Annotated in this window: 18 protein-coding genes; 6 read left to right on the forward strand and 12 right to left on the reverse strand. The window is 59.4% G+C overall.

What is annotated here, in order from left to right; genetic code table 11:
* Window positions 1-19 precede the first annotated feature (19 nt).
* From plsX to OHL20_RS08150, 3 genes are all read right to left on the reverse strand, one after another.
* Window positions 20-1,039 (reverse strand): phosphate acyltransferase PlsX, encoded by a 1,020-nt coding sequence (plsX, locus tag OHL20_RS08140; RefSeq protein WP_263382694.1) that lies wholly within the window; start codon window positions 1,037-1,039, stop codon window positions 20-22.
* A gap of 33 nt (window positions 1,040-1,072) precedes the next feature.
* Window positions 1,073-1,258, reverse strand: coding sequence for a 50S ribosomal protein L32 (gene rpmF, locus OHL20_RS08145; RefSeq protein ID WP_263382695.1), 186 nt, complete (start codon window positions 1,256-1,258; stop codon window positions 1,073-1,075).
* Window positions 1,259-1,331: 73 nt separating this feature from the next.
* Window positions 1,332-1,889 (reverse strand): YceD family protein, encoded by a 558-nt coding sequence (locus tag OHL20_RS08150; RefSeq protein ID WP_263382696.1) that lies wholly within the window; start codon window positions 1,887-1,889, stop codon window positions 1,332-1,334.
* 88 nt (window positions 1,890-1,977) lie between these two features.
* Between OHL20_RS08150 and OHL20_RS08155 the strand changes: the two genes are divergently transcribed.
* On the forward strand, window positions 1,978-2,619 hold the full coding sequence (locus OHL20_RS08155; protein WP_263382697.1) for a DUF4126 domain-containing protein: 642 nt from the start codon (window positions 1,978-1,980) through the stop codon (window positions 2,617-2,619).
* On the opposite strand, the gene OHL20_RS08160 is transcribed toward OHL20_RS08155, so the two are convergent.
* From OHL20_RS08160 to OHL20_RS08195, 8 genes are all read right to left on the reverse strand, one after another.
* Complete coding sequence (locus OHL20_RS08160) at window positions 2,596-3,498, reverse strand: amidohydrolase family protein (RefSeq protein ID WP_263382698.1); 903 nt, start codon at window positions 3,496-3,498, stop codon at window positions 2,596-2,598. The genes OHL20_RS08155 and OHL20_RS08160 overlap by 24 nt on opposite strands.
* A 94-nt stretch (window positions 3,499-3,592) precedes the next feature.
* A complete protein-coding gene (locus OHL20_RS08165; protein ID WP_263382699.1) occupies window positions 3,593-4,369 on the reverse strand; it encodes a YkgJ family cysteine cluster protein in 777 nt (258 codons plus the stop codon).
* Window positions 4,370-4,468: 99 nt separating this feature from the next.
* Entirely contained in the window at window positions 4,469-5,401 is a 933-nt protein-coding gene (locus tag OHL20_RS08170; protein ID WP_263382700.1) for a ParB/RepB/Spo0J family partition protein, read from the reverse strand.
* 157 nt (window positions 5,402-5,558) lie between these two features.
* On the reverse strand, window positions 5,559-6,464 hold the full coding sequence (locus OHL20_RS08175; RefSeq protein ID WP_263382701.1) for a ParA family protein: 906 nt from the start codon (window positions 6,462-6,464) through the stop codon (window positions 5,559-5,561).
* A gap of 75 nt (window positions 6,465-6,539) precedes the next feature.
* Window positions 6,540-7,121 (reverse strand): 16S rRNA (guanine(527)-N(7))-methyltransferase RsmG, encoded by a 582-nt coding sequence (gene rsmG, locus OHL20_RS08180; RefSeq protein ID WP_263382702.1) that lies wholly within the window; start codon window positions 7,119-7,121, stop codon window positions 6,540-6,542.
* A 41-nt stretch (window positions 7,122-7,162) separates the two neighbouring features.
* Window positions 7,163-7,945: a gamma-glutamyl-gamma-aminobutyrate hydrolase family protein gene (locus OHL20_RS08185; RefSeq protein WP_263382703.1), complete on the reverse strand. Its 783-nt coding sequence runs from the start codon at window positions 7,943-7,945 to the stop codon at window positions 7,163-7,165.
* A gap of 45 nt (window positions 7,946-7,990) precedes the next feature.
* Window positions 7,991-8,797, reverse strand: a complete 807-nt coding sequence (locus OHL20_RS08190) for a lysophospholipid acyltransferase family protein (protein ID WP_263382704.1) — start codon at window positions 8,795-8,797, stop codon at window positions 7,991-7,993.
* Between the two features lie 5 nt (window positions 8,798-8,802).
* Window positions 8,803-10,293, reverse strand: a complete 1,491-nt coding sequence (locus tag OHL20_RS08195; RefSeq protein WP_263382705.1) for a bifunctional folylpolyglutamate synthase/dihydrofolate synthase — start codon at window positions 10,291-10,293, stop codon at window positions 8,803-8,805.
* 196 nt (window positions 10,294-10,489) lie between these two features.
* Here OHL20_RS08195 and OHL20_RS08200 point away from each other — a divergent pair, with 196 nt between their 5' ends.
* The 5 genes from OHL20_RS08200 (at window position 10,490) to OHL20_RS08220 (ending at window position 15,142) form a co-directional block, all read left to right on the forward strand.
* Window positions 10,490-11,242, forward strand: a complete 753-nt coding sequence (locus tag OHL20_RS08200; protein ID WP_263382706.1) for an arabinofuranosidase catalytic domain-containing protein — start codon at window positions 10,490-10,492, stop codon at window positions 11,240-11,242.
* Entirely contained in the window at window positions 11,182-11,517 is a 336-nt protein-coding gene (locus OHL20_RS08205; RefSeq protein ID WP_263382707.1) for an arabinofuranosidase catalytic domain-containing protein, read from the forward strand. Before OHL20_RS08200 ends, OHL20_RS08205 begins: the two co-directional genes overlap by 61 nt.
* Window positions 11,518-11,787: 270 nt before the next feature.
* Window positions 11,788-12,537, forward strand: coding sequence for an SDR family NAD(P)-dependent oxidoreductase (locus tag OHL20_RS08210; protein ID WP_263382708.1), 750 nt, complete (start codon window positions 11,788-11,790; stop codon window positions 12,535-12,537).
* A gap of 124 nt (window positions 12,538-12,661) precedes the next feature.
* Window positions 12,662-13,294, forward strand: a complete 633-nt coding sequence (locus OHL20_RS08215; protein ID WP_263382709.1) for an outer membrane protein — start codon at window positions 12,662-12,664, stop codon at window positions 13,292-13,294.
* Between the two features lie 78 nt (window positions 13,295-13,372).
* A complete protein-coding gene (locus OHL20_RS08220; protein ID WP_263382710.1) occupies window positions 13,373-15,142 on the forward strand; it encodes a M20/M25/M40 family metallo-hydrolase in 1,770 nt (589 codons plus the stop codon).
* Window positions 15,143-15,218: 76 nt separating this feature from the next.
* On the opposite strand, the gene OHL20_RS08225 is transcribed toward OHL20_RS08220, so the two are convergent.
* Window positions 15,219-16,124, reverse strand: coding sequence for a hypothetical protein (locus OHL20_RS08225; protein WP_263382711.1), 906 nt, complete (start codon window positions 16,122-16,124; stop codon window positions 15,219-15,221).
* Window positions 16,125-16,201 lie beyond the last annotated feature (77 nt).

Here is a 16,201-nt window from a genome sequence, read left to right on the forward strand (position 1 = left end):
GCGTGCCTGGATGGTCAATCTACTCGCCGCCGGCGGTCGGAGGGCGAAGCGCGGCTTCGATACTGGAGTTCACCTCGGCCTGCGCATACTCAGCAGCCACGCGAATCCCGTTCATCACGGCTTTCTCGTTTGACGAGCCGTGTCCGATGATGCAGGCTCCTCGCACTCCGAGCAGCGGAGCGCCGCCGTATTCCGAGTAGTCCAGCCGCTTTTTGAAGTCGTTGAACGCCTTCCGGGAGAGCAGCGCCCCAACCTGCGAGGTCACCGTCGATTTCAGTGCATCCCGCAGCGAGACGCTCACGAGCTTTGCGACTCCTTCGGAGGTCTTCAGCGCGATATTACCGACAAACCCGTCGCAGACTGCAACGTCGGTCCGGCCGTTGTTCAGGTCGCGGCCTTCAACGTTGCCAATGAAGTTGATGCACGTCAGTGCTCGTAACAGCGGCAGCGTATCGCGTGTAAGCGCATTGCCCTTTGAATCCTCTTCGCCGATCGAGAGAAGCCCAACCCGTGGATTGTGTATCTTCAGTACGTTCTGCGCATAGATGCTTCCCATGACGGCAAATTGCACGAGGTTGTCCGGATCAGAATCGACGTTGGCGCCAACGTCCAGCAGGAAGGAGGGGCTGCCGGTAGTTGTCGGAAGAATGGTTGAGAGCGCCGGCCGATGAACGCCAGCCAGCATGCCCAGCACCATCTTCGCCGTGGCCATTGCTGCGCCAGTGTTTCCAGCCGTGAAGAAGGCGGCGGCGCGACCCTCGCGCACCATCTTCAGCCCGACGCGCATGGTCGAATCGCGCTTTGAGCGGACCGCCTGGGCAGCCTTGTCGTCCATGCTGATCCACTCGGACGCAGGAACGATGAAGATAGGAAGGTGCTGTCCGTTCAAGTGCTGCCGAAGTACCGGACGCAGAATATCTTCCGGTCCAACAATGTGGACGCGGACGTCAAGATGTTTGCATGCGAGGATGGCCCCGCGAATCTCAGATTCGGGGGCCTTATCAGAACCCATTCCATCGACAACGATGTCTATCGGCATCTAGTTCGGGTGCCTGCGTTGCTGATGATGGAGCTAGCTTGCTTCCTTGACCGCGAGTACTTCGCGGCCCTTGTACGTACCGCACTTGCGGCAAGCACGGTGAGGCAGCTTGCGCTCGTGGCAGTTGGGGCACTCGGAGAGGCCGACGGGGGTCAGGAAGTCATGGCTGCGGCGCTTGGCGGTGCGCTGTTTGGAATGGCGCCGTTTCGGATTAGGCATTGCGTTTACCTTTCAGAATCTTCAACATACCGCGGTACGCGCAGGTAGTGAAGGAGAACTTATACAACAAAACTTAGTGCTTCAGCTCAAGCTTGTCAGCTAAACCGGCAAGTGCGTTCCATCGCGGATCAGCTGGAGTGTCTTCACAGGAGCAACTTGCCTGGTTCAGATTCTGGCCACAGCGGGAACAAAGCCCCTTACAGTCCGGCTGACAGAGGGCTCGTCCAGGCAGGGAAAGTAACACCTGCTCACGCACGACATCCTCCAGCAGCAAGCCACTCTTTTCATAATACCCGATTTCGGTCTCGTCGACAGTAATTGCTCGCTCGCCGGAATCTGCATCGGCCTCCTGCGGACGAAAGATCAGGTCGAAGTTGCCCTTGAGCGGCATGCTGACTGGCTCGACGCAGCGAGCGCAGTCCATCTCAAAGTCGCCGGCGTAGTGAGCGCGGATGCGGATATCGGCAATCTGCTGATTTCCTTCGCGATGTTCGAGCAGCAGGTCTGCCTGCCCGTCGACCGGAAGCGAGCCAACCTGGACGATGCCTGTGGTGAAGTCGATGCTGCCGGGTGCGAAGGACTCGGCGATATGCAGCGGCTCATTTTCAAGTTGAAGCGGCGTGATGAGCATGTGTTAACGCTATGCGGGTATGGGGTGCAGGTCAACTGCATCCCCTCCAGCAGCGTAAACTTGCATCCGACAGCACGAGCGAGGTTTCATGGACTTCTCCCCAGCCAGCATCACCGCCCTGGTCATCGCCGCAAGCTTCGCCGCTGGCCTCAATATCTATGCGACTGTCCTGACGCTTGGCATCCTTGCCCGGACGCACTGGGTAGCGCTTCCGCCGGGCCTCGACTCGCTCGGACATACCTGGGTTCTCGTTGCCTGCGGCATCCTGTTCGCGGTCGAGTTTTTCGCCGACAAGATTCCAGCGTTTGACCTCGTATGGAATAGTCTCCACACGTTCGTCCGGATCCCGATCGCCGCGCTTGTCGCCTTCCACGCCAGCTCGCAGCTCACTCCGCAGATGCAGATGGTCGCTACGGCGCTCGGAGCAGCCGTCGCGCTGGCGGCACACAGCTCGAAGACTGGTCTTCGTGTCCTTGTTACGCCAAGCCCGGAGCCGATCTCGAACATCGCTCTTAGCACCAGCGAGGATGTGGTCGCCGTAGGCCTCACCTGGTTTGCGACACGTCATCCGGTTATTGGTGCTTCGGTAGCCGGAGCGCTGCTCGTCATCGCAGTCATCGTTGGCTGTTTCTTGTGGAAGACGCTGGCGCGGATCGTTAGAGGCCTCCGGCAAAATAGCCGACCATCTGGTCAGGCTCTTCCAGGCTCAAAAGCCAGCATGGAGATCTAAGCCACTCATCAGCGCAATATCCGCGTCATCCACATACGACCCATGCTCGATTGAATCCACCCCAGCCTCGGTAGCAAACAGAATTCCCTGTGCCCCATGCGCATGCGCCGCCACCTTGCGGCCCAGCCGATGCGCATCCGCCACCAGTGCCTGCAGTTCCTCCAGTGTGTACTGGCTCGCCTGCGGATCATCCCCCTTCGACAGCACGCCGCCCGTCGCGCACACCTTGATCAGGTCCGCCCCATACTTGATGTTCTGGCGAACCTTCTGCTGCACCGCCGCCACTCCATCCGCCACGCCCTCACCCTTCACGTGATACTCGTACGGCAGCAGGTTCTCATCGCAGTGCCCACCCGTTATCCCCAGCGGCGGCCCGGACACCTGCATATGCGGCCCCGGCACATGCCCCTCGTTGATCTCATCCCGCAGCGCCACATCCGCATAGTCATTCGCCCCGACGTTGCGCACCGACGTAAACCCGGCCTCAAGCGTCACCTTCGCATTCTCGACGCCAATGATCCCCTCCTTAGCCGGTGTCATCGTCAGCTCATAGTAAGGATCGAAGTTAGGCGCACCGGTAATGTGCGTATGCACGTCGATCAGCCCCGGCAGCACCGTGTACTTCGTCAGGTCGACCACCGTATCCCCGGCCTGCGTAGGAGTAGCTGCCGTAGCCGCAATCCCGCGCACCCGATCCCCCACTACGATCACCGTCTGCCCCGCGGCCTCCGCACCCGTCCGTACATCCAGCAGCTTGCCCACACGCACCAGCGTCCGCTTCGCTGCAACACTCGGCACCGGAGCCACCACCTGTGCCAAAACAAAAGTATGTAACCCAATCAGGCACAATAACAAACCAACCCTACGCAGCTTCGCCATCGACACTCTCCTCTGGATGGACAACATCATCTCACCCCTCAACATAAGAGCCTGTCGTTCTCAGCGAAGCAGCCTCCCACCCGCAGTTCAATCTCTACTCAAGCCGCTTGACCACCTCATAAAGCACCTCGGGCCCCGGACCAGTAATCGCCTGCCCTGGCCGATAGTTGGCCTGCATCCAAACCAGCAGAAACACCAGCGGGATCCAGCCGCCACGATCCTCGCTCACCTGCGCTCCAAGCTTGTATAGCAGCCTCGAAAGCTTAAGTGGAACCGGCACCCCCACCACTGGCATCGTCGAGGGGTCATCACAAAACTCAGGAGGCGACGTAACAAGGTACTCGCGGCAGGCAAACGGACGAATCGGGTGGATGCTGCACGACTCGTTCTCAAGGAACGGGCAGGGGATAGCCAGGCGCATGTAGTCGATCGCAAGCGCCTTTGCCTCTGCGTGGTCGACCTCCTTGCTGGCATCCATGCGCGCGATCATCCCTCCATCGCGGACGGCTGTCAGCGCAGTATGAAATCGCTGCGCAAGCACCGCCCTCTGCTCGATCGGCAGTGCAGCGACCCATGCACCAAGCGCCTCCGCTTCGAAGAGACTCAGCGGCACCATCTGTCGGCAGCACGCACCGCAGCCTGCCCGGCACGAGATGGAGTATCCCTCTGCCTCAACAATGCTCACCGTACTGGCGATCACATTGCTGCTCAACGTCTGCAGCGCAGGCAGTATCTGCGTAAGGGTCACCGTGCCCGCAGGAACGTCGAGCGAAGCGTCAAGGCGGCCGGCGCCGATCGCAAGGGTGAAATCAACCTGTACGGTTGCAAGGTCAGGCGCATCCATAATGCCGTCAGTATAGCGAGCGGCCACGGCAAAGCGTATGAAATGGATCCGGCAGCAGACAAAAGGGTCACGCCCAGTCAATCGGCGAACCCAACGAGCAAAAGGCCCCCGACCGACTCCGCTGGCCTACTCCCCGGCATCCCCATCGAGCGCCGTTAGAATCGCGTCAAAATCCGCCACCCCCGAGTACTCGATAATCACCCGCCCCTTACCCCGCTTGTCCTCAATCTGTACCTTCAACCCGAGCGCCCGCCGCAGCCGGTCCTCAGCGTCCCGCACATTCGGGTCCCGCACCTCCGCAGGCTTCTTATCCTTATCCTTCAGCTCAGGATTCAGCAGCCCCTGCACATAGCTCTCCGTCTGCCGCACCGACATCGACAGCGCAATCACCTTCTGGGCCGCAGCCGCAATCGCCGGCTCGTCCTCAAGCGCCAGCAGCGCCCGCGCATGGCCAAACGTCAACTCGCCAGACTCCACCTTGTCCTGGATCCCCTTCGGCAGCCGCAGCAGCCGCAGGAAGTTCGTGACGCTCGCCCGGTCCTTACCCGTCCGCACCGCCATCTGCTCCTGCGTCATCTGGAAGTCCCGCGCCAGCCGCTGATACGCCCGCGCCTGCTCCATCGGGTTCAGGTCCGCGCGCTGCAGGTTCTCGACGATCGTCATCTCCATCGCCTGCTCGTCCGAAGCCTCGCGCACAATCGCCGGAATCGTCGCCTTCCCAGCCTCCTGCGAAGCAAGCCAGCGCCGCTCCCCCATAATCAGCTGGTACATCCCGTCCGGCAGCGCCTTCACCACAATCGGCTGCACCACGCCGCTCGCCTTGATCGACGCCGCCAGCTCCTTCAACTTCACCGGATCGAACTGCGTCCGCGTCTGCTGGGGGTTCGGAACAATCTGGGTCAGCGCGATCTCAAGCGGCTTGCCCCACACCGTCACCTGCTCAGCAACCACCGGCGTTGGAGCCTCGACGACCGGCGGAGCCACGACCCGCGCAGGCGGAAGCAGAGACTCAAGACCCTTACCCAACGCCCGACGCTTCAAATTCTCATAGTTAGACATAGTATGTAACCCTCACAGCTACAATCTCTACACTCATGCCAAGACCTCTAAGCAGGTCTCGTCTCGTTAAGGACACGGCTTCAGCCGTGCCATAAGCTCAAATCTTGCAATCGGCTTTAGCCGCTGAGGTCCGCTTCCTCTTGTGTTGCGCCACAGATTACTTCGTATAAGGCCAGAACTTCATCTCTTTCTTCTGCTTAGGCTTCTTCGCCTCTTCTTCAGCAGCCGTAGCCCGCTTCTTCGCCTCAGGGCTCTCGATCTTGTTCCGCGTCAGCAACTCTTCTGCCAGCAAGCGGTAAGCCTCCGCGCCACGCGACCGCGGATCGTAGAGCGCCACCGGCTTTCCGTGGCTTGGAGCCTCAGCTAACCGAATGTTCCGGGGAATCGCCGTCTTGAACAGCTTGTCGCCGAAGAACGTTCCAAGGTTCTCCGTCACCTGCTGCGAAAGGTTCGTCCGATCGTCATACATCGTCAGCACCACGCCCTCAAGCGCCAGCTTTGTATTGAACGTCTGCGCCACGCGATCCAGCGTGCTCATCAACTCCGAAATACCTTCAAGAGCAAAATACTCTGCCTGCATCGGGACGAGGAGCCCATCCGCAGCAACTAATGAATTGAGAGTCAAGAGATCCAATGCAGGCGGACAATCCAGAAGAATGAAGGCAAAGTCCTTCCGAACCGGGTCAAGAATGTCTTTGAGCCTATATTCGCGCCGTTCCTGGGTGACCAACTCAAGATTTGCCCCAATCAGGTTCTTGCTTCCAGGGATCAGCTTCAGCCCGTCAATCTCGGTCGCGAGCATCGCCTCCGCAGCCGTCGATGTACCCATCAATAACTCATAGATGGTCGGCTTACCTTCCGTCTCGAGATCTTTTCGCGATACACCCATACCCCCGGTCGTATTTGCCTGGGGATCGCAGTCGATCAGCAGCACCTTCACTCCTTCGAGCGCGAGTGAAGCCGCAAGGTTGATTGCAGTGGTCGTCTTCCCGACTCCACCCTTCTGGTTGACGATTGCGAGGATCTTGGACGAATCGGGCTGGTTCACTATCTGAGGAAGCATGAGGTTTGAGACTAACCCCTGCAGCCGTCACTGGCAACAACGAGACAAGCGAATGTTCCACGTGGAACATTCCTTCTACATACTCACCAATCGCAGAACTGCAGAATCGCTGTTCGGCAACGGAATCTCATTCCCCACACCAGATCGGACAGTCAATATAGCCAGCATTCCATTAGTTTGAACGCGAGGTCTCGCCGCGATCAAAGCAGCGTCCATATCATCGACCGCTCTGAGGGTCACCACGTCGAAAAGCCGTTCTGCCGGCAAAGCCTCCACGCGTCCCGCCCAGACTTCCGTCTGCAGGCCCAGTGTACGAACAGCCTCGCGCAGGAAAGTGGCCTTCTTGTTTTGGGACTCGGCAAGCAAAACGTGAAGCTCAGGACGGAGTAACTGGATCGGAAGGCCAGGAAAGCCAGCACCACTTCCAAAGTCCAGTAACGTTCGAGCCTGCGGCAGATGGCGCCCGGCAAACAGGCTCTCCCCAAAGTGGCGCGTCACAATCTCCTCAGGGCTTCGGATCGCCGTCAGATTGGTACGAGCGTTCCACTTCAGGAGCAGGTCAAGGTAGGTCGAGAGCTGATCCAGCAGAAGATCAGTCGGATTCCCGAGGTATGGCGCAAGAAGACTGGATATCGCGGAGTTTGTCAGTGTCGGCATCAGGTGACCTCGAATTCGGAATGTTCCACGTGGAACATTGTTCAGGCGACCGAGGTGCTGATCGTCCGCGGAAGCCACTTTCTGGCCTCGTCCACGAAACGAGTGAAGATTGCGGCGCTCGCAGGGCTGGTGTCGTAGCTGCGTTCCGGGTGCCACTGCACTCCAAGGACAAAATGATCCTTGCCAAACTCGGGCGACTGTCCACCCTCCACCGCCTCGATAACGCCGTCCTGCGGGCATCGAGCCGCCACTTTAAGCCCGTCGCCGGGAATCCCAATTGCCTGGTGATGGCTGGAGTTGATTGGCAAGCGGAGGAAATCATCGACCTCTGGAGCCTCAACAGGTTGCGTCAGCGAGCCGAGGATTGATTGCGGGGCTACTGCGACAGAGTGCGCTATGGCCACAGAGCGACCGGCAGCATGGTTTACAGGGAGAACCGTCACATCCTGGATCAGCGTGCCGCCGCGCCACACGTTCAGGATCTGGGTTCCATAGCAGATACAGAGAAGCGGCTTATAGAGGTTGTGGGCCTCCTGCAGCAGCAGTTCGTCTACATTCTCCCGAGGAAGATCGGTCGGTGCCGTCGCAGGGTCGGCCTCCTGACCGTATTTCTGAGGATTTACGTCAGCGGGGCTACCTGGAAGCAGGATGCCCTGACAGGAGCTGACAAGGCGGGCGGTCTCCGCAGGGGTGGACGAGAGTGGAATCTCGATAGGCTCACCACCTGCGCGTTCTACAGCGACGGCGTACTCGGGCCATGACTGCTGGTTGTAGCTGAAATCGTTACTGGTCGGGATCGGTATGGCGATGCGAGGGCGTGTCATCTCTCTTGATGATAGAGCGTCACGAATGTTCCACGTGGAACATTGCTAGGCGTGCTCGCGATAAAGCGTCGAAATTGCCTCGTACAGGCGAGCCGTCAGCTCATCCGCATCGCGCGTCGTCAGGCCTTCAGTGATTAGCGGGTCGCCAACGATCAACTTCAGAGGGCGCGGGGACAGGTGGTAGGTATGGATGGGAAGAAGCTCGTAGGTGCCGATCAATGCGATCGGGATGAGGGGTACACCCGCCCGGATGGCCATGAAGGCACAGCCGGACATCATCTCCTGGATCGTTCCGAACTCGGAACGGCCGCCTTCAGGGAAAAGAACGAGTGGCAGGCCCGACTTGATGGTGGCGACTCCCTTGAGGAGCCCGGCAATCGCGGTACGGGAGCTCTTCTGATCGATGGGGACCTGTCCGGAGCGATTGAGGTACCAGCCGATGAACGGGATCTTCCAGAGCCCCGATTTCGCGAAGATGCGGAACTGGAATGGGAGCTTCGCGAAAAGTACGGGCGTGTCCATGTAACTAAGGTGGTTTGAGGCGAAGACGGCCTTCGGGTGGTTGCGAAGTTTTTCGCTGCCCGTCATGGTCACCGGCGAGAAGGTGATCGCCAGAAGTGATTTGCCCCAGATGCTTGCGATGGCGTGCTGCTGACGCCCTGATTTATCCCAGAGGCCACAGACGAGCGAAATGCAGCCAAAGAAGGTGGTTGATGCAGCCATCAGCGGGATAAAGAGCAGGTAGGTCAACCAGCGGAGTACGAAGCCGCGGTTATGGCTGGGTGGAGGTGGTGCTTCGTCCCCCGCCCGAATGTTTGGGTCCGAGGCACTCAGGATCTCGTCTGGTTGCACGTTGCTCATACGCTGAGGGCCAGGTGGCGGAGTTCGCCGATGAGGTACACGGAGCCGGTGGCGAGGATGAGGCCGTTCGGTGGGGTGATGGCTCGGGCCTGGGCGAGGGCTCCAGCCATGTGGGGTGCAGCGTGCGCAGGGATCGAGAGCGCGTGGGCGGCGGCGAGTAGATCGTCTACGGCGGCGGCGCGGGGATTGGAAATAGGGGCGAAGACGATGTGGTCGTGGCGTCGAGCGGGGTCGGCGTCGAGACTTGAGTCGAAGAGAGGAAAGAGGATGCGGGACATCTCTTCGAGGCTCTTGTCGCGGAGGCAGGAGAAGAGGAGGGTGCGGGGTCTGTCTTCGGGTAGCTGGGCGATGGCGGCGCGGAGGGTCCACGCGCCTGCGGGGTTGTGGGCTACGTCGAGGAGGAGGTCCGGGCCTTCGTTGAAGTGTAAAAGCTCGAGGCGACCGGGCCAGTTGGTGCTGCGAATTCCCGCTTCAATGGCGCCGTTTGTGATGTTGTAACTGTTTTGGTTACGTGTTGCTGATGGATTGTTACCTGTTGGGTTACGTAATTCGACTGCTGCGGCTATGGCGAGGGCTATGTTGCGCTGCTGGTGCTGGCCGGGCAGGGGTGAGTCTACTTCGAGGGGTTCATTGTTCAGGGTCAAGGGGTAATGGTTTGGGGTGAGCGGGCCTTGTGGATGGTTGAGAGAGGCAAAAGCAACCGCAGGTCCTTCGACTTCGCTCAGGATGACAGGGTTTTTCGGTGGTGTTTGAGGGAGGTAGGTGGCGGCGTTGATGGCGTGGAGGTGAAGCGTGGCGGCGGCTTCGCCGATGGCCTGATTGGCCTCGGGGTGCTGGGGGAGGGTGATGAGGGTGCCGTTGGGGCGGAGGATGCCGGCCTTTTCGCGGGTAATGGCGGCGATGGTGGTGCCGAGATAGTCCTGATGGTCGAGCGCGATGTCGGTGAGGATGGAGATAAGGGGTTCGACGATGTTGGTCGCGTCGAGGCGGCCGCCGAGGCCGACTTCGAGGACGGCGATGTCGACTTTCTGCTCGGCAAACCAGGTGAAGGCTACGGCCGTGAGGACTTCGAAGAAGCTGGGGGGGTGCGGGAGTGAGCCTTCTGCCACGAGGCTAGTGGCGGTGTCGTCTACGTGGAAGTAGAGGCGGGCGAAGTCTTCGTCGTCGATCTGAAGGCCGTTGAGCTGGAGGCGTTCGTTGACGCGGACGAGGTGGGGCGAGGTGTAGAGGCCGGTCCGGTAGCCTGCGGCGATGAGGATGCTCGCGAGGGTGGCGGCGGTGGAGCCTTTGCCGTTGGTTCCGGCGATGAGGACGGAGGGCCACTGGAGCTGGGGGTCGCCCAGGGCACGGACGAGGGTGCGCATGTGGGCGAGGTCCCACTTGCGGCGTTCGGGGATAGTTCCGTCGGCGTTCGGGGCCGGTGGGGCGAGTTCCTGGCCGAGGTTATAGAGGTGGTCGATTGCCGCGGCGTAGGTGGTTGTGGTCATCGAGATCATTCTAGGGGATGCGCTGCCGGGGGTCGAAATCACACGTAACGCAGGGAAGAGGACTTCCCTTGGCCGGGTTCGGGAGAATGCTAGTCCCCTTACGACACATTCGTATCGGTGCGACAATTCATTGTCTTTAGTAACCGTCCTTTGACGGGTATGAAATCTGTACAACACGGCACTCAGCGGAGATCCTATGCAACTCAAGTCGCGGACAGCGTTCCACAACACCCTATACCTTGCAGTTTCTCTCTTCGTTTTAGCAATGATCCCGGCTGTCGCGGCGTTTGCCCAGAAGGGTCCCCGCCCCTGCGATCTCTTTGCGTCTACGACGCCCTGTGTTGCCGCAATCAGCACAACACGAACGCTCTATAGCAGCTATGCGGGCCCGCTCTATCAGGTCACACGACAGTCGGATAAGGGTCACGCCGACATCGGTCTGCTCGCTGATGGCTATGCGAACGCCGCGATGCAGGACAAGTTCTGCGCTGGCACTGCGTGCACGATTACGAAGCTTTATGACCAGTCACCGAACCACAACGACCTTACCCCTGCACCTCCTGGCGGGGCCGCCAAGGGGCCTGGCACCGGCGGCTACGACATTCCTGCTGTCGCTGACTCGCTCCCGGCCACGATTGCCGGGCACAAGGTCTACGGGATAGCCATCACGCCCGGTATGGGCTACCGCAACGACACTCCAAAACAAACGGCAGTGAAGGGCCAGCCCGAAGGCGTCTACATGGTGACCTCTGCTCTCCACCTGAACGAGAAATGCTGCTTCGACTTCGGCAATGCCGAGACGAACGACCTCGACAACAAAGAGGGCCACATGGATGCCATCAACATCATGTATCGCGAGAAGACAGGCCAGCCCGACGCCGGGTTGATATGGAGGACGGGATCTACGGTCACCTCAAAGTTCCCGCGAACACTCCCTTTGTTACCGTGATGGGTGCCTGCGATGGGCAGCATAGCTACGTCATCTATCAAGGCAATGCCCAGTCCGGGGCCCTGACGAATACCGGTACGCTTGCCCTGCCGAAGGGCTATCAACCGATGCAGCAGGAGGGAGCCATCATCCTTGGCATCGGCGGCGACAACAGCAATTCGGCCAATGGCTATTTCTTCGAAGGGGTGATGACCCAGGGGATGCCGGCTGGGAAGATTATGGAATCCATCCAACACAATATCGTATCGGCTCGGTACGCAGGCCAACTGCGCTAAGGATCTGTAGATCTGTACGTTATTGCCAGGAGCGTCTGGGCGACATTGGCAAAGGTGGCTTTTGGAAACTGGTCCGGGATCAGGAGCGTGACGTGAATCGCTCCTGTGTCGCGGGCTTCGCCATGTTCGCTCCGGGAAGCTGTGACCTTTGCTGAAGCGCGATTTGGCTTGAAAGAAGGTGCCTCAGAATTCTGAATCGACTGTTTCTTTTACCTCATCTATTCGATGGTTGTCGAAGTGTAGAAGACAAATTCTGAGGAGTGTAGAGCGATGAGCAAGCTGACAGGTAAGGTTGCAGTGGTTACGGGAGCTTCGAAGGGTATCGGCGCTGGGATTGCGAAGGCGTTTGCCGCTGAGGGTGCTTCGGTTGTGGTGAACTATTCGTCGAGCCGCGAGGGAGCGGACAAGGTTGTGGCGGAGATTACGGCTGCGGGCGGTAAGGCGATTGCGGTGCAGGGATCGGTTTCGAAGGCTGAGGATGTAACGCGGCTGTTCGCGGAGACGAAGAAGGCGTACGGCAAGCTGGACGTGCTGGTGAACAACGCTGGCGTGTATGAGTTTGCACCGCTCGAGGCGATTACGGCAGAGCAGTTCCATCGGCAGTTCGATACGAACGTGCTGGGGCTGATCCAGGCGACGCAGGAGGCAGCGAAGTACTTCAACGGTCATGGCGGCAGCGTGATCAATATTGGTTCGACGATCAGCTCGATCAACTCGCCGCAATCGACGGTGTATACAGCGACCAAGCATGCGGTTGACGGCATCACGCGCGTGTTGTCGAAGGAGCTTGCAGCGCGGAAGATCCGTGTGAACTCGATCAACCCGGGACTTGTCGTGACGGAAGGAACGCATACGGCGGGCGTGATTGGTGGCGAGTTCGAACAGCAGTTGATCGAATTGACGCCGATGGGCCGTGTTGGCCAGGTGTCGGACATTACACCGGTTGCAGTGTTCCTGGCTTCGGATGATTCCGGCTGGATTACGGGTGAGCTGTTGCTGGCATCGGGCGGCGCGCGCTAAATATAGCTGCTGCAGTGGTGAATGATGGGGACCGTGGGTGCGGTCCCCATTCCTGTTTGTGAAAGGTCTGTCATGGTGCCGGTTTAGTATGAAGACTCCCCCGGACGGTGCCGATGGAGAGAGTATGTCCGGGCTTGGAGTGTACGTGAGGGTTCGTTTGTGTTGTTGTGGGATGTTGGCAGGCTTGCTGCTGCCTGGTTCGATGGGTGCGGCAGGACAGGCGCGGTCAACGGCGACGCAGACGTTACGGCTTTCGGCGTTCGGCGGGATCAATGGAACGTACACGGGACTGGAAAGTGGAAGGAACGTGGGGATCACCGCAGGCGCTGATCTGGGCTTTCGACCCTTCTTTGGGCTGCGGCCTTCAGTCGAAGTACGTGGGACTTACCCCATCCATGACGACGGTGTGGACAGCCAGCGGAACGTGCTGGCGGGCGGCAAGATCGAGCGAGCGTTTGGGCGGCTTCGGCCGTATGGGGATGTCCTGTTCGGGCGTGGCGCGATCGACTATCCGCACGGCTTTGAAGACCCGACGGGGGCGGTCACCTACTCGCGGACGGTATCGAGCGTGCCGGCGCTGGGTGGTGGGCTGGACTTCGATCTGACGCCGCACTTCGCTGTGAAGGCGGATGTGCAGGTGGAGCGGTATGTGACGCCGGTGACGGTCTCGGGCGATGTGTATGCGAAGTCCGGGACGTTGGGGGTTGTGTATCGGTTCGACTTCAACCATCATCCCCGGGGATTGCGCCGAAACTAATTGGGTTGCGGACTCGTCTTTCTGGAATCCTGATAATCTTCACGTCTCAGTACAAAGTTTTCTGGAGGAGTTCCTCGCATGTCATTCGTCCGTTCGTTTGTTCGCTGCTGCTCGTTGACGGCAGTTGTTGCCAGTTTTGTTGTTTCTGCCTTTGCTGCGGATAAGACTCCGAAGAAAGATGCGGAGGTGGTGCCGTCGTACTACGGGCCGCAGCCGGCGACAGAGAATGTCGACCTGACGATGTATGCGCGGATTCGTGAGGAGGGCTTCAAGCACTCGCACGTGATGCAGTTTGCGGGCGCACTGAACGATGGGATCGGGCCACGGCTTACGGGATCGCCGAACATGGCGAAGGCGAATGCGTGGACGCGGGATACGCTGACGACGATCGGGCTTGAGAATGCGCACCTTGAGGACTGGGGCGAGTTCGGGATGGGCTGGCAGCAGATCAACACCTGGGCGCGGATGGTTTCGCCTGATCCGGAGCCACTCTGGCTGCAGGCTGCGCCGTGGTCTCCGGCTACGAAGGGTCCTGTGTCGGGCGAGGTTGTCTACATCAACCCAGCGACTGCCGATGCAGACAAGCTGAAGGGAACGCTGGCGGGGAAGATCGTGATGCTTGGTGCGATGCGCCCTACGCCGGATATTACGGAGCCGTTGTTCCACCGCTACACGGACGCTGAGCTTGCGGAGATGACGACCTACCCGAACGGCCAGGGTCGGGGTGCGCTGCCTCCGGGGCAGTCGGCTGAGCAGGTGCGGGCTGATCGTGCGCGGCAGCAGGCGCAGCGGACGGCGCTGGTAAAGATGATCATGGGCGAGAACGTCGCAGCGATCATTACGCCTTCGCGCGATGGTGGGGATGGCGGCGGGACCGGCATCATCTACGACGACAACGGTGCGAACCTGATGCGGAACGCGCAGACGCGGGAAAACGCGGTCACGGTGCCGAATGCGGTAATGATGATCGAGCACTACAACCGGCTTGGACGGCTGATCGAGAACCATGTGCCGGTGACGCTCGAGGTGAACATCGATACGAAGTTCACGAGCGACCATGAGCATGGATTCGATACGGTGGCCGAGATTCCGGGGAACGATCCGAAGCTGAAGGACCAGGTGGTAATGGTCGGCGGACACCTCGATAGCTGGATCTCGGGTACGGGCGCGACGGATAACGGTGCTGGTTCGATTGTGGCAATGGAGTCGGTGCGCATCCTGAAGGCGCTTGGCTTGAAGCCGAAGCGTACGATCCGGATTGCGTTGTGGTCGGGCGAGGAGCAGGGCCTGTTTGGATCACTGGGCTATGTGAAGAAGCACTTCGGCACGTTTGCGGAGCCGGAGCATGCGGACGCGGCGACCCCGGCCTTCCTGCGGGAGCGCGGCAAGCTGACGACGACGAAGGAGTGGGAGACGCTGGACGCCTACTACAATCTCGACAACGGTACGGGCAAGGTGCGCGGCGTGTACACGCAGGAGAACTTCGCCATCGGACCGATCTTCAAGCAGTGGATTGCGCCGCTCGCGGACCTTGGAGTGACGACGATCAGCTACCGGAATACGGGTGGAACGGATCACCTGGCGTATGACGCGGTCGGGCTGCCGGGCTTCCAGTACATCCAGGACCCGATGGACTATGAGACGCGGACGCACCACTCGGATATGGACACTGTCGACCGGCTGCATGCGGCGGACCTTGAGCAGGCGGCGATTGTCGAGGCAATCTTCCTCTACAACACGAGCGAGCGCGAGGCGATGATGCCGCGCAAGCCGTTCCCGCATCCTGAGAACGAGAAGAAGGCTACAGCTCCGATTGCGGGGATTTACCCGGGAGCCGTTGAGAAGTAGTTTATTGTGATTACCGCCCGGCGGTCAGGTAGAGGGGTCGAATGATGGCCACTCACCTGGCTGGACGAGTGTTCCTCTAAATGCTTCGGACGATGGCCGGGTTAAACACTACGTTCGCAGGGCCCTGAGGGAAAAATCTGTTGAAGATCATGGGGCGGGCGACACCGCGGGTAGTTGTGACGGTTTTGTTCGAAAAGGTTTGCTTCTTGATCTTGGTGTAGATCACGGTAGCGTTCTGCTGCAGGTAGAACGCCCAATGACCATTGTCGCCACGGATTCCCATGACGCAGCCGAAGGGTGAAGTCATCTGAACGTTGAGATCCTGTGGGCCGTTAGCTTTCAGCCACGCCTCGTAGGCGTCGGATTCAGTCGTTCTCAACTGGCCCAGGCCGACTCCTGAACAATAGTCAGTCTTATTGACCTCGAAAAATGCACCGCCCTCGTGCGTTTGAACCATATCCCTCCAGAATTTCGCGCCTGCAACATTATCGTTACCGGTGCCGGTCTGGCCTCCTGCATGGTAGACGATGGGCTGCTGGGGAGTTCCGCGGACGAAGATGGAGCAACCGGTGATGCCTGCGGTGAAGAAGTATTTCACGTCATCGTGAGCAGCGGAAAAGCCAAGCGCCGGTATGTCGAGTTTAATGATGCCGCTGTCATACCAAGGGAGAAAGTAGGCTTTCACGCGGCCTGGTGTTGGCGTGTATGAGCCCCCTACAGAGATGGATTCGTCGGCGACGGCAGCGAATCCAGCGTTAAAGCTCGAGCCGCGTGGACGTTTGGCAAAGTCCAGATAGGTGATTTTGTAAGCATCCTCCATCTTGTTAATTGGATAGAGCTTATCGTTGCCGTTTATCTGCATGGGAATCTGCTTCTCGGGCCGACCTTGCTGGCCCTCGAGCAAGTCTGCTGGAAAGCAGGCGTATTTCTTCATAAAAGCGATTGGATCTGCCATAAACAGCTTGTTCTTGCCACCAGACATAAGATCACTCCATGAACTTATTTGAGATTTGGTTGGGGGCCCGTGGGTCGGACGATTCTACTCCGTGCGTGGCGATA

The sequence above is a fragment of the Granulicella arctica genome, from assembly GCF_025685605.1.
Taxonomy (GTDB): Bacteria; Acidobacteriota; Terriglobia; order Terriglobales; family Acidobacteriaceae; genus Edaphobacter; species Edaphobacter arcticus.

Coding starts and splice junctions, on each gene's coding strand:
- OHL20_RS08155 (WP_263382697.1), top strand. CDS start 1,978: ATGGACTTCTCCCCAGCCAGCATCACCGCCCTGGTCATCGCCGCAAGC.
- rsmG (WP_263382702.1), bottom strand. CDS start 7,121: ATGCCGACACTGACAAACTCCGCGATATCCAGTCTTCTTGCGCCATAC.
- OHL20_RS08215 (WP_263382709.1), top strand. CDS start 12,662: ATGTCCGGGCTTGGAGTGTACGTGAGGGTTCGTTTGTGTTGTTGTGGG.
- OHL20_RS08195 (WP_263382705.1), bottom strand. CDS start 10,293: ATGACCACAACCACCTACGCCGCGGCAATCGACCACCTCTATAACCTC.
- rpmF (WP_263382695.1), bottom strand. CDS start 1,258: ATGCCTAATCCGAAACGGCGCCATTCCAAACAGCGCACCGCCAAGCGC.
- OHL20_RS08185 (WP_263382703.1), bottom strand. CDS start 7,945: ATGACACGCCCTCGCATCGCCATACCGATCCCGACCAGTAACGATTTC.
- OHL20_RS08160 (WP_263382698.1), bottom strand. CDS start 3,498: ATGGCGAAGCTGCGTAGGGTTGGTTTGTTATTGTGCCTGATTGGGTTA.
- plsX (WP_263382694.1), bottom strand. CDS start 1,039: ATGCCGATAGACATCGTTGTCGATGGAATGGGTTCTGATAAGGCCCCC.
- OHL20_RS08200 (WP_263382706.1), top strand. CDS start 10,490: ATGCAACTCAAGTCGCGGACAGCGTTCCACAACACCCTATACCTTGCA.
- OHL20_RS08220 (WP_263382710.1), top strand. CDS start 13,373: ATGTCATTCGTCCGTTCGTTTGTTCGCTGCTGCTCGTTGACGGCAGTT.
- OHL20_RS08210 (WP_263382708.1), top strand. CDS start 11,788: ATGAGCAAGCTGACAGGTAAGGTTGCAGTGGTTACGGGAGCTTCGAAG.
- OHL20_RS08170 (WP_263382700.1), bottom strand. CDS start 5,401: ATGTCTAACTATGAGAATTTGAAGCGTCGGGCGTTGGGTAAGGGTCTT.
- OHL20_RS08150 (WP_263382696.1), bottom strand. CDS start 1,889: ATGCTCATCACGCCGCTTCAACTTGAAAATGAGCCGCTGCATATCGCC.
- OHL20_RS08225 (WP_263382711.1), bottom strand. CDS start 16,124: ATGTCTGGTGGCAAGAACAAGCTGTTTATGGCAGATCCAATCGCTTTT.
- OHL20_RS08205 (WP_263382707.1), top strand. CDS start 11,182: ATGGAGGACGGGATCTACGGTCACCTCAAAGTTCCCGCGAACACTCCC.
- OHL20_RS08175 (WP_263382701.1), bottom strand. CDS start 6,464: ATGCTTCCTCAGATAGTGAACCAGCCCGATTCGTCCAAGATCCTCGCA.